Genomic DNA, 16,722 nt, shown 5'->3' with positions numbered 1-16,722 from the left:
ATAAGAGAACAAATTTTGAAAATTTGTTCTCTTATTTTCTATTTATTAGAATCCATAATTTTTTTTATTGGACCTTTTTCTGTTAGTAAATCGGTTATATCATTATATGGAATAAATATAAAATCAACGGATAAATAATCTGGAGTAGAATCATTAGTCTCATTTCTGTTATATAAAACTAAGGAATTAGGTGTTAGGAAAAATTCTTGATTTTCTGTTATACCTTTAAATAATTTAGCTTTTTCAGGATTTTGTTTTTGGAGAAAAGCAATAGATAAACTATTTAGTTTTTCAATATAGTTTGATTTAAGATTAAATAAATCCTTTAATCCAACTAAATTACCAGTTTCATAATTAACAGTTAAAGAAGCATAAGATATGCTTTCTTCATTATTAAATCCATAAGAGTAAAGATAAAATATAAAACTTGCTATATTTTCTACTTGAAGTGATAATGAATATGATCCATAAATATCCATATACACAACTTTCTTTTCTACAAAAAGTTCTCGTCTTATAAGTGACATATATTTATCAACTATAAGATTGTTTATAGAATCTTCAGCTGATTTACTTGATAATCCTTTAAAGAAAGGATATATTATTGAAAAAGAATTTGGTGCTATTTTTTTATCATAAATAAAATCAGAAATTTGATTTATACTTTCAACATAGGTCATATTAGTTTTAGCATTGTTTTTAGTTTCTCTATGAAAGCATTCAAAGTAAGCAATTCTATTTAAATCTATACCAAAGTAAACCCAACGACCATTTTTCCAACGGTATCCAGAGGCAGTTTTTTTATCAATTCTGGTTAGCCAAGCCCAAAATGAATTTCCATTATAAAGCCATAAATATACATATTCATATAAGCACGGTCTTAATGAGTTAGAAGACACTGTTTTATTTTGTTTTTCATTAAGATTTGCTTTTTTAGGTGTAAAATTAGGTGGAGAACCTACTGGTTGGTCATAGTTTTTTTTGTTAGATTCTCTAGAAAAATCATAGCAATCTAAATCAAGTGGTTTTAAAACTAATTCATCTTTTAATGAATTATCAGTATATATGTTTTCTTCAGATGAACGTCCAAAACATTCAAAGTAATCTATTCTATTTAGACCAATTCCAAAATAAACCCATCTTCGTCCATTCCATCTAAAACCAAAAGCCGAGTTTCTATCAACACCTATTAACCAAGCCCAAAAACCATTTCCGTTACGTGGCCAAATATAAACAAATTGAAAAGTACAAGGTCTTATAGAGTTTGGAGATACTGCTTTAGTTTGTGGCCCACTTTTAAAATTAGATTTTTGTGGGGTAAAATTAGGTGGTGGTGTAGATGGTTGACCACTGTTTTGACTAGGATTATTTATAGGTGGTTGATTAGGGTTAAAGTCTGGAAAATTTATAGGTGGTCTTGGAATTTGTCTATTTGCTATAAAAAAATCAGAATTAGCTTCTTCTAAATTTAGTCCATCATCTAAATCTTTAAATTTATTTTCATACGGATATCTAACATACATTAATTAAACACTCCTAGATATATTAATACATTAATATAATATGAAGTATTTTTTATTATGATACATAAAAAATATATTATAAGTAAAATTTACTAGTTTCTTATTTGAAAAAATGAGCAAACTAATCATATAAAATAAATTTTAGGAGGAATAAAAATGAAAAAGATGAGAAGAAGTAGAAAAAGTAGAATGAATAATATGCCTAATATGAAGAAAATGAAAAAATTAACTGCTAAAACTAAAAGGGAAATAAAAAAATTCTCTATGGAGATGGGAAAAGATATGTCTATAATGATAAAAAACATAAAAAAATCAATGAAATAAAATTTAATAGTAGATTACTAAGAAAAGTAAATATTTTATAAGGGTACCTATAAAATAGTGATGATAGATTAATTTCTTATTATCACTATTTTTCTTTTAGATTATTTAGTTGTTGTATGAAAGCTTTAATAATTACCTTAAGTTAAATTATTTTTATATACGTAGTAGTTTTTGAATTCCTAAATTAATAATATAAAAATCACCAATAAAAATTACATGTTTTATTGGTGATTTTAAATTATGTATTATTTATAAGAAGATGGTTAGTTAAACTAATTAACTAGTTAATTACAAAAATTAATGTTTTGTTTAAATGTCATATTCCATGATTTAATATCATCACTATCTAAATTTTCATTAAATAATGAAATTGCTGTTAGTTGCGAATTATCGTATGTTTTATAATAGAGTATTCCTTTATCTAAATTGAAACAAGAAGTATATTGAGTATAGTCAATTTTATTGTATTCTGTGATAACATTACCTTTAGGTATAGTTACTGCCTCAAGTATATGAAAAATATTTGTTACGCCTTCTATTTCATTTTTACAATCAATACTTGCATATTTTGCAAATACTGTTTTAACAAATCTAGATGGTGATGTAAAATCTCCAGGCAATCCCAGTGTACCAGAACCTTGAGAAAGTGGCTTAAATGTAATATTTCCTAAGGTAACTTCTTTCTTTTTTAATGGATTAATACCAACATAATTTCTTAAATTAGTCATATGCCAGTTAAATTCAGGACTATTTGTCATAACTCCAATAGGATTTTCTTTAATTTCTAAACCATTTTTTGTCGGTTCGATAACTATACAATCTCCACTTTTATCACTGACAATCCAATGAAGTGGTGGTAATAATTGCATTTCATCTAAAGCTCTATTCATCAAGTGTATTTTTTCAATTTCTTTTATAGCATTCTGTACAGATTCACATTTACTCAATAAGTATGGAACTACTTCATAAGGTGCAATGTTTAATAAAGAATTTGATTCTTTGTCAGAATAGGTTGCATATCCAGGAAAATATAGAGATGCACATGAAAAACCTTTTTCATTGGTACCATCTGCAAAAGCACAATAATTTTCGTTGAATTTTTGACCTACTCCTAAAAAAGCAAAATTAACTTCTATGGATTGTTTATCATGGTATAATTTCCAATTATATTTTCTAGGATACATAATTGCAGTGGGATTTAATATAAGTGAAAAATCCATAGTTCTTGCTAAAAAATGATTTCCATCTTGTGTTTCTAAGGTTACACTTGTACACATAATTGTATTCCTCCTGCTTTTTATTCACTGTAACATATTATTAAATGTAGTATACCTTCCGATTAAATGTATTATACGCTGTTTTATTTTGATTTTGTACATATATAGGGTTCCAAGTTAAATTTTAAAGTTATTCATTTATGAAATGAGAAAACTCAAATTAATATTTTATCAATAACTAACAGATTATTTTAGTTAAGAGTTAATAGTGAATAGTTGTGGAATTATTAATGTATTTTTAACTTTAAGAAACTGATGCTGATTTTCATCAATAATTTTTAATTTTTAACTAACTATAGTTGTACTTATTTTTCTCAACTGATAACAAAAATTTGATTTATAAATAAATTTAAAATGAAACTAAATAAAAGCACAATCCCATATATATTGATTGTACTTTTACTTAGTTGATATTTAACTATAATTTTAAAAATTATAAGAATAATTGCTATTATGACATGTTTTTATTTACATTAAAACTAAATCATCTGTAAAAATAAAAATGATATAGTTGTAAAGATGAGTTAAATATTTTTCTAATAAGACACAATATTTTTCACATAAACTTTCATAATTATTATTATTTAAAACTTCTATTAAATAATTTCTTAATCTAGTAGTTATTGATACTGATACACCACAGTAACTTCCTTCTAAAGAATAGGTTTTAATAAAAGGTTTAAAAGATGATGGATATAAAGTTTTTATATAATCAATATCTTGTTCTAATTTAATTAGTATAGGGGAGTCGATAAATTTAGATTTAAATCTAGTTGAAATCTCCTTATTAATTAGAAAAAGAGCTGATATAGAATCAGTAAGTGTTGAGATAATTTTAAATTTATTATTTGAAGGGATTTTTAGATTTTTTTCTAGAATATCACATAAAAAATTTATTGCATTATTTAATTGAGACGCATGACATTCAATATTTATAAATAAATTAGATTTTGTCATAATATACACCACCTATTTGAAAAATACCTATTAGACATGAATGTGGGTATCATTAATAAAACTAAAATTATTAAGTATATAATTTATTTAAAATACAGTGTAATAAAAAATATATTTAACTAATATAGATTTATATTTTAATAATATGAAATAAGATACCTATTTTTATATGTCTTAATACAGGTTTAAATAAAATTTATCTTCCTTTAATGTAAAACCATTTTTTTTATAAAATTCTAAATTAGATTTTTTGGTATTACAACCATAAATAACTTTAGTTTTAAAATTATCTTTAAGTTTAATATTATTATTAGTATTTTTAAATAAATTATTAAACTCAGGAATAAGTTTATCTATAAGATATATAAGAGCTTTATTGCCAAACTCTGAATTAGAATTATTGCCTAAATAAAAATTTTTTACCTCTAAGGAAGATGGTATGATTTCATTATACTTCAAATTAAGCTCCATGTAACCGCCTTTTTTCGACAAATCTTCATATTTTCCAAAAAAACCATAGATTTTGAAATTATAGTTTCCTGTTATAAAGTAATTCTTATCAATAGGACATATAAATGCCATAGGATAACCCTTTTTGTCCTTAGAAAACTGAAAAAAAGGACTAGTTAGTATAGTAGTATCCACATTAGCTTCTTTTGTAAATTTTTTTAAATCTTTAATTATATTAATATATTTATTAAAAATTATACAATTTTTATCAATGCATTGTATAAGTTTATTGCTAATAAATAACTGTTCTATAATTTTATCATCTGATGGATAATTAATATTTGCCATATGAATATCTTCTAATAAACTATCATCAATTGATTTATCTAAACATAAAGATGTTAAGTCATTAGAAAATACCTCATCTAAATTATTAGAATTAAGACATATATATTTTAATCTATTTAATTTAGTTATAGACTCATATTTAGTTTTTTCAAGAATTTTATTGTGACTTCGTAATAAAGAAAGAATTTGTTCATTATTATTTTTGTATAAAATAGATAAGAAAACATCTTTAAAAGAATATTTCATTATAACAGCTCCTTTCCTAATTTTTTCAGTTTAAAATATATAAATAAATTTATTTTTATAACCTTGTTAATAAATTAAAGTACAAAAGAATTAAAAAAAAATTTTACGGCATAATATAAATAGTATTAAATTTATAATAAATTTTAGGAATACACAAAATATATCAATAAATTATATGTCTTTCATATTAAAAATAGTACTAAGAAATATATTGTTAAAATAAATGATAATTATTTTCAATTAAACTGTTGACAAGTAAAAAAAGTAGAGATATAATAAAGTCAAGTTAGTAATGAAAATCATTATCAATTAGAAATGGTGAGGAGAGAGTTTTATGAAAGACATATTAATAGTATATTGGAGTGGTACAGGTAACACAGAAAAAATGGCAAATTTAATTGGTCAAGGTGTTATGGAAAGTGGAGCTAAGGTTTTAATAAAAAATGTTAGTGAGGCAACTACAGAGGATATAGAAAAATTTGATACTATAGCATTAGGATGTCCATCTATGGGAAATGAAGTTTTAGAAGAATGTGAAATGGAACCTTTTATAGAATCTATAAGTGATAAAGTAGGCGGTAAAAAAGTAGCTCTATTTGGTTCTTTTGGATGGGGCGATGGCCAATGGATGAGAGATTGGTCAGAAAGAATGGAAAGTTATGGTGCTAATTTAATAGATGAAGGTTTAATTATAAATTCTGAACCAGATTCAAAAGGACAGGAAGAATGTATTGAATTAGGAAAAAAATTAGTATAGATGTGATATTAAAACTGTAAAAATATTTTATGGTTTTTAAATATAAAAAATAAATGAAACTATTTTTATTATGACATTAAAGGAGCGATTACTATTGGATATAGCTATTAAAGATTTTAGAAATAAAATTAAAGAATTTGATGATGTAGAATATATGGTTAATGTTATAGTATTTAATGCAGCACCTACAATAAAAGAATTAAAGGCAGGAACTACAGTTACCCTTTGTAATCATGATAAAAATATGAAAAATAATTGGAAAGTGTATAAAGAAGAATTACTTGAAAGATTAAAACTTAAAGCTTTCGAATTAAAAGAAACAGAAGATGCAGTAGTAGTACTTTTTTATAAAGAAGAATTACTAAAGAATAAACTAGGAAATGAACCAGTAAAAACTTATTTAAAAAAATTTGGTTATAAGCCAGAGATGACCCTATATGAAAAATTAACCTTATTAAAAAAAAGATATGAAAAAAATGCTTGTCCGCATGAACTGGGGTTATTCTTAGGATTTCCTCTAGATGATGTAAAAATATTCATAGAAAGTCCACACAGTGAATGTTTAATATGCGGATATTGGAAAGTGTATAAAGATGAACATTATGCTATGAAAACTTTTGAAAATTTTGATGCGGCAAAGCTTGAAATAATAAATAAAGTTTGTAGCGGTTTATCTTTAACAGAAATATTAGATGAAATAGCTTAAAATATAGATTTTAAGAATATTTTGCTAATATTATAAATTTAAAACTCAAAATGAGTCAATAACATCCAAATCCTTCTTATAATAATATATAATATTTTTAAAGTGCAGTTTTAAATTGATACCCATAGCAAAATAGCTATGGGTATCTTTTTTAGTATACTGTGGTTTATGATATAATAATGAATTAATGCATAATCAAATAAATAAAATATTAATATTAGGGTAGGTTTTTTATGAAGATAGATGAATTGGATATAGAGATAATATATAGAGAAAGAAAGAGTATATGTATAAGAATACAAGAGGATAATAAAATTAAAATTTTAGTACCAAATGGTATTTCAGATAAAATAATTTATGAAGTAGTAGAAAAAAAATTAAGTTGGATAGAAAATAAAATTGAAAGAAATAACCAACGTATGTTGAATAGGAAGGTAAGGTATGGAATTGATGGAGAAGAGTATCTTTATTTAGGAGAATTATATACGTTGAAAATAATATTAGATAAAAGAGGAAAAAATAACATAAGAATAGAAGAAAAAGAAATAATCTTAAATTGTAAAGATTTAAATAAGACAAAGCATATGATAGAAAAATTTTATAGAAAATTAGCTTTGGAGTTAATAGAAGAAAGAGTTAAAATCCATTCGGAAAAGTTAAAATTAAATTACAAATCAGTAAAAGTAAGAACTCAAAAGAGAAGATGGGCAAGCTGTACATATAATAATGATTTAATATTTAATTGGAAATGTATAATGGCACCGTTAGATGTCATTGATTATATAGTTATACATGAACTATGTCATACTGTTCACAAAAATCATTCTTCCGAATATTGGGATTATGTAAGGAAAATTATGCCGAATTATAAAGAAAAAGAATTATGGCTTAAAGATAATGGATATAATTTAGAATTGTTTTAGATTATAAAAGAGGATTATTATTAACTAACTTAAATTTGTTACGTATATAAAAGTATAGAGGAATAAATTCAAGTTAGTTTGTTAAAATTTAAAACTCTATATAAATTATAAAATAAGTTAAAGTACCTAAAGTTATGAGTGAGGAGGATATTGTTGAAGCAGAATAGAAAGAAGAAAAAAAGAAATTTTTCTATAATCACTTGTGCTTTATCTATAATGATTTTATCAATTTCTTTGTACACCTATATTAGATTTAGTAGCCAGGTATCGGCATATGAAACTCATATAAAAAACATAAAGATAAACTCTAATATAGGAGATGATTATTTAACTAATTTTGAAAAAGAGCAGATAGAAAAAGAAAAGCAAAAGGAAGAGGAAAAAATAAAGAAAGAAGAAGAACGAAAGGAAAAGCTAGAAGAACAAAAAAAAGTATTAAAAGAACTTGAAGAAAAGAAAAGAGATAAGAAAAAAAGGAAATGGAAAAAAAACTTAGTAATGATAAAGAAAAAAGTTCTAATTTAAAGAGTAATATTATGAATGTGGAGATTATAAAACAACTTCCAGAATTAAAAAATGGTTGTGAAGTAACATCAGTAGCTATGATGTTAAATCATTTTGGTATAAAAGTTGATAAGATGACATTAGCAGAAAAGGTGAAAAAAGATAACACTAAAATAGAGTATGATGAAAATGGAAAAATAATCAAATGGGGAAATCCAGATATAGGCTTTGTAGGGGATATAACAGGGGTTTCTTCAGGATATTCTATAAATCCAATACCTTTACTGGAATTAGTAAATCAGTATGTTAAAGGTGTTAATTTAACAAACTTAGATTATTCTTATATTGAAAAATCCTTATCAGAAAATAGACCAGTTGTAGTGTGGGTTACAAGTGATTTTACAAGTCCGCAGATTAATGCATCATGGAAAAATAACGGAGAAACGGTAACGGCATATTTTAATCAGCATGCAGTATTGTTAACAGGATATGATGATGAATATTTATACTATAATGATCCACTTACAGGAAAAATAAATGACAAAATAGAAAAAAATATATTTTTGAAAATTTGGACAAATACAGGTAGAAAAGCTATAACTTGTGAATTGAAAAATTCAAAATAAAAATAACGTCAATATTTATTGCGTTATTTTTATTTTAAAAAAAGTTAATATATAAATTAAAATATAAAATTTATAATGAATTTATTTTTTTAGGGGGAGTTAAAATGTTAAATAAAAAGGAATTAAGGAAGGAAATTTTGAAATTAAGAGATGGCATAAGTAAAGAAACTAAGAAGATTTATGATAATGAAATATTTGAAAAATTTATAACACATAAAAAATTTAAAGAGTGTAAAAATATATTTATATTTGTAAGCTATAAAAGCGAAGTTGATACTCATGAAATTATAAAGTATTGCTTTGATAATAATAAAAAAGTTTTCATTCCAAAAGTGAAAAATGCAGATGGTGATATGGGAGCCTTCAAAATAAATTCATTTTCACAATTAAAAGTAGGGTATAAAGGAATATTAGAGTGTGATGATACCGCTGAAGAGGTAGATAAAAATGATATAGAATTAGTTGTAATGCCTGGTGCAGTTTTTGATTTGAATGGTGGAAGAATTGGATATGGTGGAGGATTTTATGATAAATTTTTAAATGACTTAAGTGAAGATAAATTTAAAATAGCTCTTGCATATGATTTTCAAATTTTAAATGAAATACCAAATGAGGAACATGATATAAAACCTAATGTAATATTAACAAATAAAAGAATATTAAAAATAGTTTAGTATAACTAAAAAAATACAAGCTAAATATTATATATAATGTTTTAAATTATAATTTTGTGTTAATTAGTAAAATATAATCAAGTTAAAAAAGTTAGAAAAAAGTAAATATACCTAAGATTGAGTGAGAAAAATGACGAAAAATGAATTCTAATGCTAATATATCTTGTATAAAATACCTGAATTTCACTTGTATTTATTTTGTTTTTTTGATTAAATAAGTTTGTAAAGAATATCAGATTAGCGAACAAAATTTTAATGGAAAATTTATTATATTTGGATAAATCAAAAATTTAAAAATATAATAAATTTTCAAAAAATAAAATCTACATAATGTAGGGGGAAAAAATATGAATTATAATGAAATAACAGAATTATTAAAAATTGAAGTTGTACCAGCTTTAGGATGTACAGAACCTATAGCAATAGCTATTGCAACAGCAAAAGCAGCAAGTTGTTTAAAAAAGGATGTAGAAAAAATAGAATTATATTTAAGTACAAATATAATTAAAAACGCAATGTCAGTTGGAATTCCAGGAACAGGGGCAAATGGAATAGATATTGCAGCAGCTTTAGGGGCAGTTGCTGGCAATGCAGATTTAAAATTAGAGGTTTTAAGAGATTGTACACAAGAAGATGTATCAAAAGCAAAACAAATGGTTCAAGATGGTAAGGTTTCTGTAAAAAAAGCAGATAGAACAGAAAAACTATACATTGAAGCAATTTGTACAAGTGGAGAAGAAACAGCTAAGGTTGTTATAAAATATAAACATACAAACATAACTTTAATACAAGTTAATGGAGAAATAGTTTATTCAAATGAAGAAACACTAGAAGCTCCAAAAGAAGATGGAAAAGAAGACAAGAAAAAATTAACTTTTTCAGTAGCTAAAATTTATGAGTATGCTACAACAGTTCCATTTGAAGATATAAAATTCTTACTAGATGGAGCAGCTATGAATAGTAAAGTTGCAGAAGAAGGACTAAAGCATGAATATGGTCTTAAAATAGGAAAGACTTTAATGGGTCAAATTGAAGAAGGAATATTAAGTGATGATATAATGTCATTTACAATGGCATTCACAGCAGCAGGATCAGATGCTAGAATGTCTGGATGTCCATTACCAGTTATGAGTAGTGCAGGAAGTGGAAATCAAGGATTAACAGCAATATTACCAGTAGTAGCTGTTAGTAAAAAAATAAATGCTAGTGATGAAACTTTAGCAAGAGGATTAGCTATAAGTCACTTAATAACTTATTACATAAAAAGTCATTTAGGAAGACTTTCAGCACTTTGTGGATGTGGTGTAGCAGCTTCAATTGGAGCTAGTGCAGCTATGACATATATGATGGGTGGAAAATTAGAAAACGTATGTTATACAATTAAAAATATGATAGGTGATGTATCTGGAATGATTTGTGATGGAGCAAAACCAGGTTGTGCATTAAAATTATCAACAGCAGTTGGTTCTTCAGTAAAATCAGCTATACTTGCTACACATGGTATCGAGATTTCTGATAAAGATGGAATAGTAAGTAAAGAGGCAGATCAATCAATAAGAAACTTAGCTACATTAGCTAATAGTGGAATGACAAATTGTGATAACGTAATTTTAGATATAATGATTTGTAAATAATAAAAAGGGCTTAATGCCCTTTTTTATTTATAATCAATTGTATATCGATAAGTTAATATTTATGCTTGTTTCTTATATTAATGGTTTAGTTTCTTCAAGCATTCTACCTAATGCTACAGAATATATTTTAGTAGCTTTTAATAATTTTTCAAGTGATATAAATTCATTAGCCACATGACAACATTCATCTTCATCATAGAAAACTGGTCCCCATGCAACAGTGTTAGGCATAGCCTTTGCATAAGAAGTTCCATGTCCAAGTGTAAAATCATTTTTTAGACCACTTAATTCATTATAAGTGTTTTCCATTATTTGAAGGAAAGGTTTTTCTTTGCTAACAAATATAGGAGCTAAGAAATCTAATACTTCAAATGTAGATTTAGTATCATTTGATATTTTAGTAAAGACTTCTTTTAATCCTTCAAGTGTTGTACCATATACAGGTCTCATATTTAAAATAACTGTACACTGAGAATCATCTTCTTTAACTACCGTTGGAGATATTACATTTCTATGCATATATTCTCCATCTAAATACTCGCTTTCGCTATAAACTCCTAAGCCTTTTCCAAAATAATCATAGCAATTTTCAGCTATAAATTTAATTGCATTTCCTTGAGAATTAGACACAATACTTAATGTATTAAGGAATTTACCTAACATAACTATAGGATTTACACTTAAATGTGGAAATGCAGAGTGACCTGAAACACCTTCAGCAACAACTTTTATAACCGATCCATCCTCAGAAAATGTTATTTTAGCATCTTTATTTAAAGCTAAATATTTATTTAATGAGTCTTTAAAATTATTTAAATCACCTTTTAACATTGCAGTGGCCATTCCTGGAACAGAGTTAGTAGCATTACCACTTTGAAGTTTTATAATTTCAAATTCCCCAGTACAACCAGTGGAAGATGTGAATTTAAATGCTACATCAGCATATCCTTTTTCTTTATTACAAATAGGAAATTGTCCATCAGGGGTAAATCCGTAATCTGGTAAAGGATACTTTTCTACATATTCATTCATATCAATCCACTCAACTTCTTCTTGAGTACCTATTATAAGTTGAACTTTCTTGTTAATAGGTAAGTTAAGTTTTCTTATAGCATCCATAGCATATAATGAAGAAACTATACAACCTTTATCGTCTAAAACTCCTCGACCATATAAAACTCCGTCTTTTTCAATCATTTCAAATGGATTACTATTCCATTTGTCTAAATCATCAGCAGGAACTACATCTATATGAGTTAATATTCCTATAGTTTCAGTTCCTTCACCCATTTCAACAATACCGATTGAATCATCTAAAACTGTATATGCTTTAAAACCCATTTTCTCAGCCTTACATATAATTGTTTTTAAACATTCTTTAACTTTTGGTAAATTTTCAGAAACACTAGGTATAGCAACTAGGTCTCTTATATCATTAATTATATTTTCTTTATTATCTTGTAAAAATTTATTTATGTTTTGTATTTCAATATTATTCATAAGCGCCTCCCAAATATATTTATTTTTCTCAATTTGTATATGATAAATTTTATCACTATTTTAAATTTACTACAATAAACAGGCAATTCTGCAAAGTGCTATTACAATAGAATATTTAAAAGAACCTCTTAAAAAGATGATTTATCTACTGTATACTTTAAAATGAAACAAAAACTTAAACTAAATTTAAAAAAGTTTAGAAAAAGTTAATTAAATTTAAATGTTATTAACTATTTTGATAAAATTATAATATTATATTGTAATTTAATGTAGAAAAAAGCAACACTGCTAAGTGTTGCTTTAATAGTTACTTTTCTTTATTTTCTACTTCTACAGTAATTCTTTCAATAAATGACTTTAATGCTATAGCACCTTCATCACCATTTTTTCTACTTCTGATGGCCACCTCTTTATTTTCAGCTTCTTTTTCACCTACAACTAGAATATATGGAACTCTTTCATTACGAGCTTCTCTAATTTTATATCCTATTTTTTCAGCTCTATAATCAGTTTCAACTCTTAATCCATTTTTTTCAAGTTCTTTAGTAACTTCTTCAGCATAATCGTGATATTTCTCTGATATAGGAAGAACTTTAACTTGAATTGGTGCAAGCCAAGTTGGGAATGCTCCAGCATATTTTTCTATAAGCATAGCTAATGTTCTTTCATAACATCCAATAGAAGTTCTGTGAATAATGTAAGGATGTTTTTCTTTACCATCTTTATCTATATAAGTCATTCCAAATCTTTCAGCTAATGAGAAATCAATTTGGACAGTTATTATAGTATCTTCTTTTCCATGAACATTTTTTATTTGAAGGTCTAGTTTAGGACCATAGAATGCTGCTTCACCCTCAGCTTCAGTATAATCTAATTGAAGATTATCAAGGATTTGTCTCATCTTATCTTGAGTTTCTTCCCATTCTTTTGGTTTATCTATATATTTAGCTTTGTTGTTTGGATCCCATTTAGAGAATCTATAAGTTATATCTTCTCTAATTCCTAAAGTATCTAACATATAGTTAATTAAATCAACAACTCCTCTGAATTCATCTTCTAATTGGTCAGGTCTTACAGCTAAATGTCCTTCAGAAATTGTGAATTGTCTTACACGGATAAGACCATGCATTTCTCCAGATGACTCATTTCTAAATAAAGTAGAAGTTTCGTTGTATCTTAAAGGTAAGTCTCTATAACTTCTCTTTTTAGCTTTATAAGCCATGAATTGGAATGGGCAAGTCATAGGACGAAGAGCAAATACTTCATCATCTTTTTCTTCATCACCTAAAACAAACATACCATCTTTGTAATGATCCCAATGTCCAGAAATTTTATATAAATCACTTTTCGCCATTAAAGGAGTTTTTGTTAATAAATAACCTCTTTTTTGTTCTTCATCTTCAACAAATCTTTGAAGTAATTGTACAACTCTAGATCCTTTTGGTAATAAAATAGGAAGACCTTGGCCAACCGGTTCAGAAGTTGTAAATAGTTCTAATTCTCTACCAAGTTTATTGTGATCTCTTTTTTTAGCCTCTTCAAGTGCTTCAATGTGCGCATCTAAGTCTGATTTTTTAGTAAATGCAGTTCCGTATATACGAGAAAGCATTTTATTTTTTTCATCACCTCTCCAGTAAGCTCCTGCAATTTTAGTAAGTTTAAATGCTTTAACTGGCTTTGTTGATAGAAGGTGTGGTCCTGCACATAAATCAACAAAATCACCTTGTTTGTAGAATGATATAACCTCGTTTTCAGGAAGGTCTTTAATTAATTCTACTTTATAAATTTCTCCAGATTCCTCCATTAGCTTTATAGCTTCATCTCTTGGAAGTTCAAATCTTTCAATTTGTAAGTTTTCTTTAACGATTTTTTTCATTTCAGCTTCAATTTTTTCTAAATCTTCAAAAGTAAATGGTTTTTCCACATCAAAATCATAATAGAAACCATTATCTATAGAAGGTCCTATTGCAAGTTTTGCAGAAGGATTTAATTTCTTTACAGCTTGAGCTAATATATGAGAAGCTGTATGTCTAAATGCATCCTTACCTTCTTGAGAATCGAAAGTTAATATATTAAGTTCACAATCTTTATCAACTATATGACGTAAATCAACTACTTCGCCATTAACAGTTGCTGCACAAGCAACCCTTGCTAATCCTTCTGAAATATTTTTAGCTATATCTAAAACAGATAATTCATTTTCAAATTCTTTTATAGATCCATCTTTTAAACTAATTTTTATCATACTAAAACTCCTCCTAATTCAATTAATGATACAAAATAATGATTTATTTTGTTAAGTAGTAAAATGATTTTTTATTTTGATATTATGTAAAAATAAACTTAAAATTTATTTGTAGTTTATTAATTTAAAATAAAAAAACTCATCCCTTTCTTAAAAAAGAAAGGGACGAGTATAAACCCGTGGTTCCACCCAATTTGCCTATAAAAATAGACCACTTTAGTACTAGACTTGTAACGGAGTCTACCGGACTTTATTAGAGTCACTCAGAGGTGGTTTTCAACTAAATTCCATTTAAGAATACTTTCAGCTAATGTACCCTTTCTCTGAAAATGTATCGATAGTCTACTGTCCTCGTCATAGTATTAAACTTTTTAATATTATAACATTAAAAAATATTATGTCAATATTAATAAAGAAAAAATATGTTAGAAATATATAAACAATATAATATCATACTATTTATATATTATTATTATATATCCTAATAGGTTACTAAGTAAAGAGATTTAATAAGTATTTGTTTTATAAGTATAACCAGTAATGTATAAAAATATAATATATTGTAGGTGTACAGTAAAGTAGAAAAATATAAGAAGGGGGGATTTTTTATGGAAAAACATTTTAATTCAACTATTCCGGAAATAACCCATGAAATGTTAAATCCTGAATTTTGGATAAGGCATAGTGAAACATCTTCTAGAATAATAGGATGTTATGATAAAATTGAAAGTTTTAATAACAAAAGTATATCAACTAATCATATAAAAGATATATTTGACTTTAAGATTCAATATGCTAAAAATGAAGTAGTAGATTTAATTTTATCTATAAGTGGTCCTATAAAAAAAGAAATGTATAGAAATGGTTTAAAATTAAATGAAGAGGATATAAAAAAATTACAAACAAATTTAGCTATTGATAAAATACCATATAATCCAGTTGTTAAATATGGAATTATAACTTATAGAACCGTTGTAAAATCATATCCTACAGATGATAAATTTTTTGATAATAAAGAAGAGTATGTTATAGATAGGTTAATGGAGTCAGCAATAAATATATGTGAACCTGTTTTGGTGTTTCATGAAAGTTATGATAAAGAATGGTATTTTATTGAAAGTTATAATTGCAAAGGTTGGGTTAGAAAAAAATATTTAGCGATTGGAAATAAAAATGATATAGAAGAATATACAAAATCTGAAGATTTTTTAATTGTAACAGGTAGAAGAATTTATACAAATTATAATCCAATAGATAAAAGAACATCGTTAATTCCCATAGATATGGGTGTGAAATTAAGGCTTGTGGAAAGAAACTGTATACCAAATGAAGTTGATGATATGGATGTTCTAGCGAGTTATGTAATTTATTTACCTGTAAGAAATGAGAAAAACGGAAAATTAGAATTTGTAAAAACACTAATACCTATATGTGCTGATGTAAAAGTTGGATTTCTACATTACACTGAGGAAAATATAATAAAACAAAGTTTTAAATTTTTAGGTGAAAGATATGGTTGGGGAGGAGACTTTTTTTCAAGAGATTGCTCAAGTTTAGTATTAGATGTGTTAAAAACCATGGGGGTATATATACCGAGAAACACTTCTAATCAATCAGATGAGAATTTAGGTATTGTAAAAAAAATGAATGGTTTGAAAGTGTACCAGAAGAAAAACTTTTTGGATTGGCTACATCCAGGAAGTATACTATATATGAAAGGACATGTAATGATTTATTTAGGAAAATATAATGAAGAATATTATATTATCCATGACACTATAGGATTTTATTTATCTTGTATATGCAAAACAAAAACTGGAGATTTAAAATACATTAAAGCTAATGGTGTAACGTTAACTCCCATGAGTATAGCATATACAACTTCAGGACAAAATTATATTGATGCTTTAATAGCATCAAAGATTTTTATATAGAATAGCTCATAAAAAACTTTGATTTATAGAAAAATAAAAAAAATTTTGATATAATTCATATTAAAACAATAGGCTTAATTAGTAAAAATTTGAA

Annotated in this window: 15 protein-coding genes and 1 other annotated feature; of the genes, 9 read left to right on the top strand and 6 right to left on the bottom strand. The window is 25.7% G+C overall.

Features of this window, described 5'->3' with window-relative positions; all coding sequences use genetic code 11:
• Nucleotides 1-38: 38 nt before the first annotated feature.
• Entirely contained in the window at nucleotides 39-1,523 is a 1,485-nt protein-coding gene (locus KQI36_RS08985; RefSeq protein WP_216450613.1) for a hypothetical protein, read from the bottom strand.
• A gap of 156 nt (nucleotides 1,524-1,679) precedes the next feature.
• Here KQI36_RS08985 and KQI36_RS08980 point away from each other — a divergent pair, with 156 nt between their 5' ends.
• Nucleotides 1,680-1,847 (top strand): hypothetical protein, encoded by a 168-nt coding sequence (locus KQI36_RS08980; RefSeq protein ID WP_155844757.1) that lies wholly within the window; start codon nucleotides 1,680-1,682, stop codon nucleotides 1,845-1,847.
• Nucleotides 1,848-2,131: 284 nt separating this feature from the next.
• Here the strand turns inward: KQI36_RS08980 and KQI36_RS08975 are convergent, their stop codons facing one another.
• The 3 genes from KQI36_RS08975 to KQI36_RS08965 all read right to left on the bottom strand — a co-directional run bounded on the left by KQI36_RS08975 (nucleotide 2,132) and on the right by KQI36_RS08965 (nucleotide 5,125).
• Nucleotides 2,132-3,124 (bottom strand): choloylglycine hydrolase family protein, encoded by a 993-nt coding sequence (locus KQI36_RS08975; protein WP_216450612.1) that lies wholly within the window; start codon nucleotides 3,122-3,124, stop codon nucleotides 2,132-2,134.
• Between the two features lie 468 nt (nucleotides 3,125-3,592).
• The gene (locus KQI36_RS08970; RefSeq protein WP_216450611.1) at nucleotides 3,593-4,081 is read right to left on the bottom strand and encodes a hypothetical protein; all 489 of its coding nucleotides are present in this window, start codon (nucleotides 4,079-4,081) and stop codon (nucleotides 3,593-3,595) included.
• A gap of 174 nt (nucleotides 4,082-4,255) precedes the next feature.
• Nucleotides 4,256-5,125 carry a hypothetical protein gene (locus KQI36_RS08965; RefSeq protein WP_061996383.1) on the bottom strand — a complete coding sequence of 290 codons (870 nt, stop codon included), beginning with the start codon at nucleotides 5,123-5,125 and terminating at the stop codon, nucleotides 4,256-4,258.
• Nucleotides 5,126-5,459: 334 nt separating this feature from the next.
• Here KQI36_RS08965 and KQI36_RS08960 point away from each other — a divergent pair, with 334 nt between their 5' ends.
• From KQI36_RS08960 to KQI36_RS08930, 7 genes are all read left to right on the top strand, one after another.
• Nucleotides 5,460-5,882: a flavodoxin gene (locus KQI36_RS08960; protein ID WP_216450610.1), complete on the top strand. Its 423-nt coding sequence runs from the start codon at nucleotides 5,460-5,462 to the stop codon at nucleotides 5,880-5,882.
• Between the two features lie 94 nt (nucleotides 5,883-5,976).
• A complete protein-coding gene (locus KQI36_RS08955; RefSeq protein WP_216450609.1) occupies nucleotides 5,977-6,588 on the top strand; it encodes a DUF3793 family protein in 612 nt (203 codons plus the stop codon).
• Between the two features lie 233 nt (nucleotides 6,589-6,821).
• Nucleotides 6,822-7,511 carry a M48 family metallopeptidase gene (locus KQI36_RS08950; RefSeq protein WP_216450608.1) on the top strand — a complete coding sequence of 230 codons (690 nt, stop codon included), beginning with the start codon at nucleotides 6,822-6,824 and terminating at the stop codon, nucleotides 7,509-7,511.
• Between the two features lie 153 nt (nucleotides 7,512-7,664).
• Nucleotides 7,665-8,036 (top strand): hypothetical protein, encoded by a 372-nt coding sequence (locus KQI36_RS08945; RefSeq protein WP_216450607.1) that lies wholly within the window; start codon nucleotides 7,665-7,667, stop codon nucleotides 8,034-8,036.
• A complete protein-coding gene (locus KQI36_RS08940; protein ID WP_216450606.1) occupies nucleotides 7,991-8,641 on the top strand; it encodes a C39 family peptidase in 651 nt (216 codons plus the stop codon). Before KQI36_RS08945 ends, KQI36_RS08940 begins: the two co-directional genes overlap by 46 nt.
• Nucleotides 8,642-8,745: 104 nt before the next feature.
• Entirely contained in the window at nucleotides 8,746-9,315 is a 570-nt protein-coding gene (locus tag KQI36_RS08935; RefSeq protein ID WP_216450605.1) for a 5-formyltetrahydrofolate cyclo-ligase, read from the top strand.
• Nucleotides 9,316-9,662: 347 nt separating this feature from the next.
• Nucleotides 9,663-10,949 carry an L-cysteine desulfidase family protein gene (locus tag KQI36_RS08930; protein ID WP_010294905.1) on the top strand — a complete coding sequence of 429 codons (1,287 nt, stop codon included), beginning with the start codon at nucleotides 9,663-9,665 and terminating at the stop codon, nucleotides 10,947-10,949.
• A 72-nt stretch (nucleotides 10,950-11,021) separates the two neighbouring features.
• Here the strand turns inward: KQI36_RS08930 and KQI36_RS08925 are convergent, their stop codons facing one another.
• Together KQI36_RS08925 and thrS are read right to left on the bottom strand one after the other, a co-directional pair.
• Nucleotides 11,022-12,449, bottom strand: a complete 1,428-nt coding sequence (locus KQI36_RS08925) for a Sapep family Mn(2+)-dependent dipeptidase (protein WP_216450604.1) — start codon at nucleotides 12,447-12,449, stop codon at nucleotides 11,022-11,024.
• Nucleotides 12,450-12,756: 307 nt separating this feature from the next.
• On the bottom strand, nucleotides 12,757-14,694 hold the full coding sequence (gene thrS, locus KQI36_RS08920) for a threonine--tRNA ligase (RefSeq protein ID WP_216450603.1): 1,938 nt from the start codon (nucleotides 14,692-14,694) through the stop codon (nucleotides 12,757-12,759).
• Nucleotides 14,695-14,852: 158 nt separating this feature from the next.
• Nucleotides 14,853-15,061, bottom strand: a binding site (T-box leader).
• A gap of 241 nt (nucleotides 15,062-15,302) precedes the next feature.
• Between thrS and KQI36_RS08915 the strand changes: the two genes are divergently transcribed.
• Nucleotides 15,303-16,628, top strand: a complete 1,326-nt coding sequence (locus tag KQI36_RS08915; protein WP_216450602.1) for an SH3 domain-containing protein — start codon at nucleotides 15,303-15,305, stop codon at nucleotides 16,626-16,628.
• Nucleotides 16,629-16,722 lie beyond the last annotated feature (94 nt).

Origin of the sequence: Clostridium senegalense (assembly GCF_018916625.1) — a bacterium.
Classification (GTDB): domain Bacteria; phylum Bacillota; class Clostridia; order Clostridiales; family Clostridiaceae; genus Clostridium_J; species Clostridium_J senegalense.
Note: the sequence above shows the minus strand (reverse complement) of the source record. Positions and strands in the feature narration are given on the sequence as shown.

What these genes read in the sequence shown, in the direction of transcription:
- KQI36_RS08960 (WP_216450610.1), top strand. Translation starts at nt 5,460, where the DNA reads ATGAAAGACATATTAATAGTATATTGGAGTGGTACAGGTAACACAGAA.
- KQI36_RS08980 (WP_155844757.1), top strand. Translation starts at nt 1,680, where the DNA reads ATGAAAAAGATGAGAAGAAGTAGAAAAAGTAGAATGAATAATATGCCT.
- KQI36_RS08925 (WP_216450604.1), bottom strand. Translation starts at nt 12,449, where the DNA reads ATGAATAATATTGAAATACAAAACATAAATAAATTTTTACAAGATAAT.
- KQI36_RS08930 (WP_010294905.1), top strand. Translation starts at nt 9,663, where the DNA reads ATGAATTATAATGAAATAACAGAATTATTAAAAATTGAAGTTGTACCA.
- KQI36_RS08975 (WP_216450612.1), bottom strand. Translation starts at nt 3,124, where the DNA reads ATGTGTACAAGTGTAACCTTAGAAACACAAGATGGAAATCATTTTTTA.
- KQI36_RS08965 (WP_061996383.1), bottom strand. Translation starts at nt 5,125, where the DNA reads ATGAAATATTCTTTTAAAGATGTTTTCTTATCTATTTTATACAAAAAT.
- KQI36_RS08950 (WP_216450608.1), top strand. Translation starts at nt 6,822, where the DNA reads ATGAAGATAGATGAATTGGATATAGAGATAATATATAGAGAAAGAAAG.
- KQI36_RS08985 (WP_216450613.1), bottom strand. Translation starts at nt 1,523, where the DNA reads ATGTATGTTAGATATCCGTATGAAAATAAATTTAAAGATTTAGATGAT.
- KQI36_RS08970 (WP_216450611.1), bottom strand. Translation starts at nt 4,081, where the DNA reads ATGACAAAATCTAATTTATTTATAAATATTGAATGTCATGCGTCTCAA.
- KQI36_RS08940 (WP_216450606.1), top strand. Translation starts at nt 7,991, where the DNA reads ATGGAAAAAAAACTTAGTAATGATAAAGAAAAAAGTTCTAATTTAAAG.
- KQI36_RS08935 (WP_216450605.1), top strand. Translation starts at nt 8,746, where the DNA reads ATGTTAAATAAAAAGGAATTAAGGAAGGAAATTTTGAAATTAAGAGAT.
- KQI36_RS08915 (WP_216450602.1), top strand. Translation starts at nt 15,303, where the DNA reads ATGGAAAAACATTTTAATTCAACTATTCCGGAAATAACCCATGAAATG.
- thrS (WP_216450603.1), bottom strand. Translation starts at nt 14,694, where the DNA reads ATGATAAAAATTAGTTTAAAAGATGGATCTATAAAAGAATTTGAAAAT.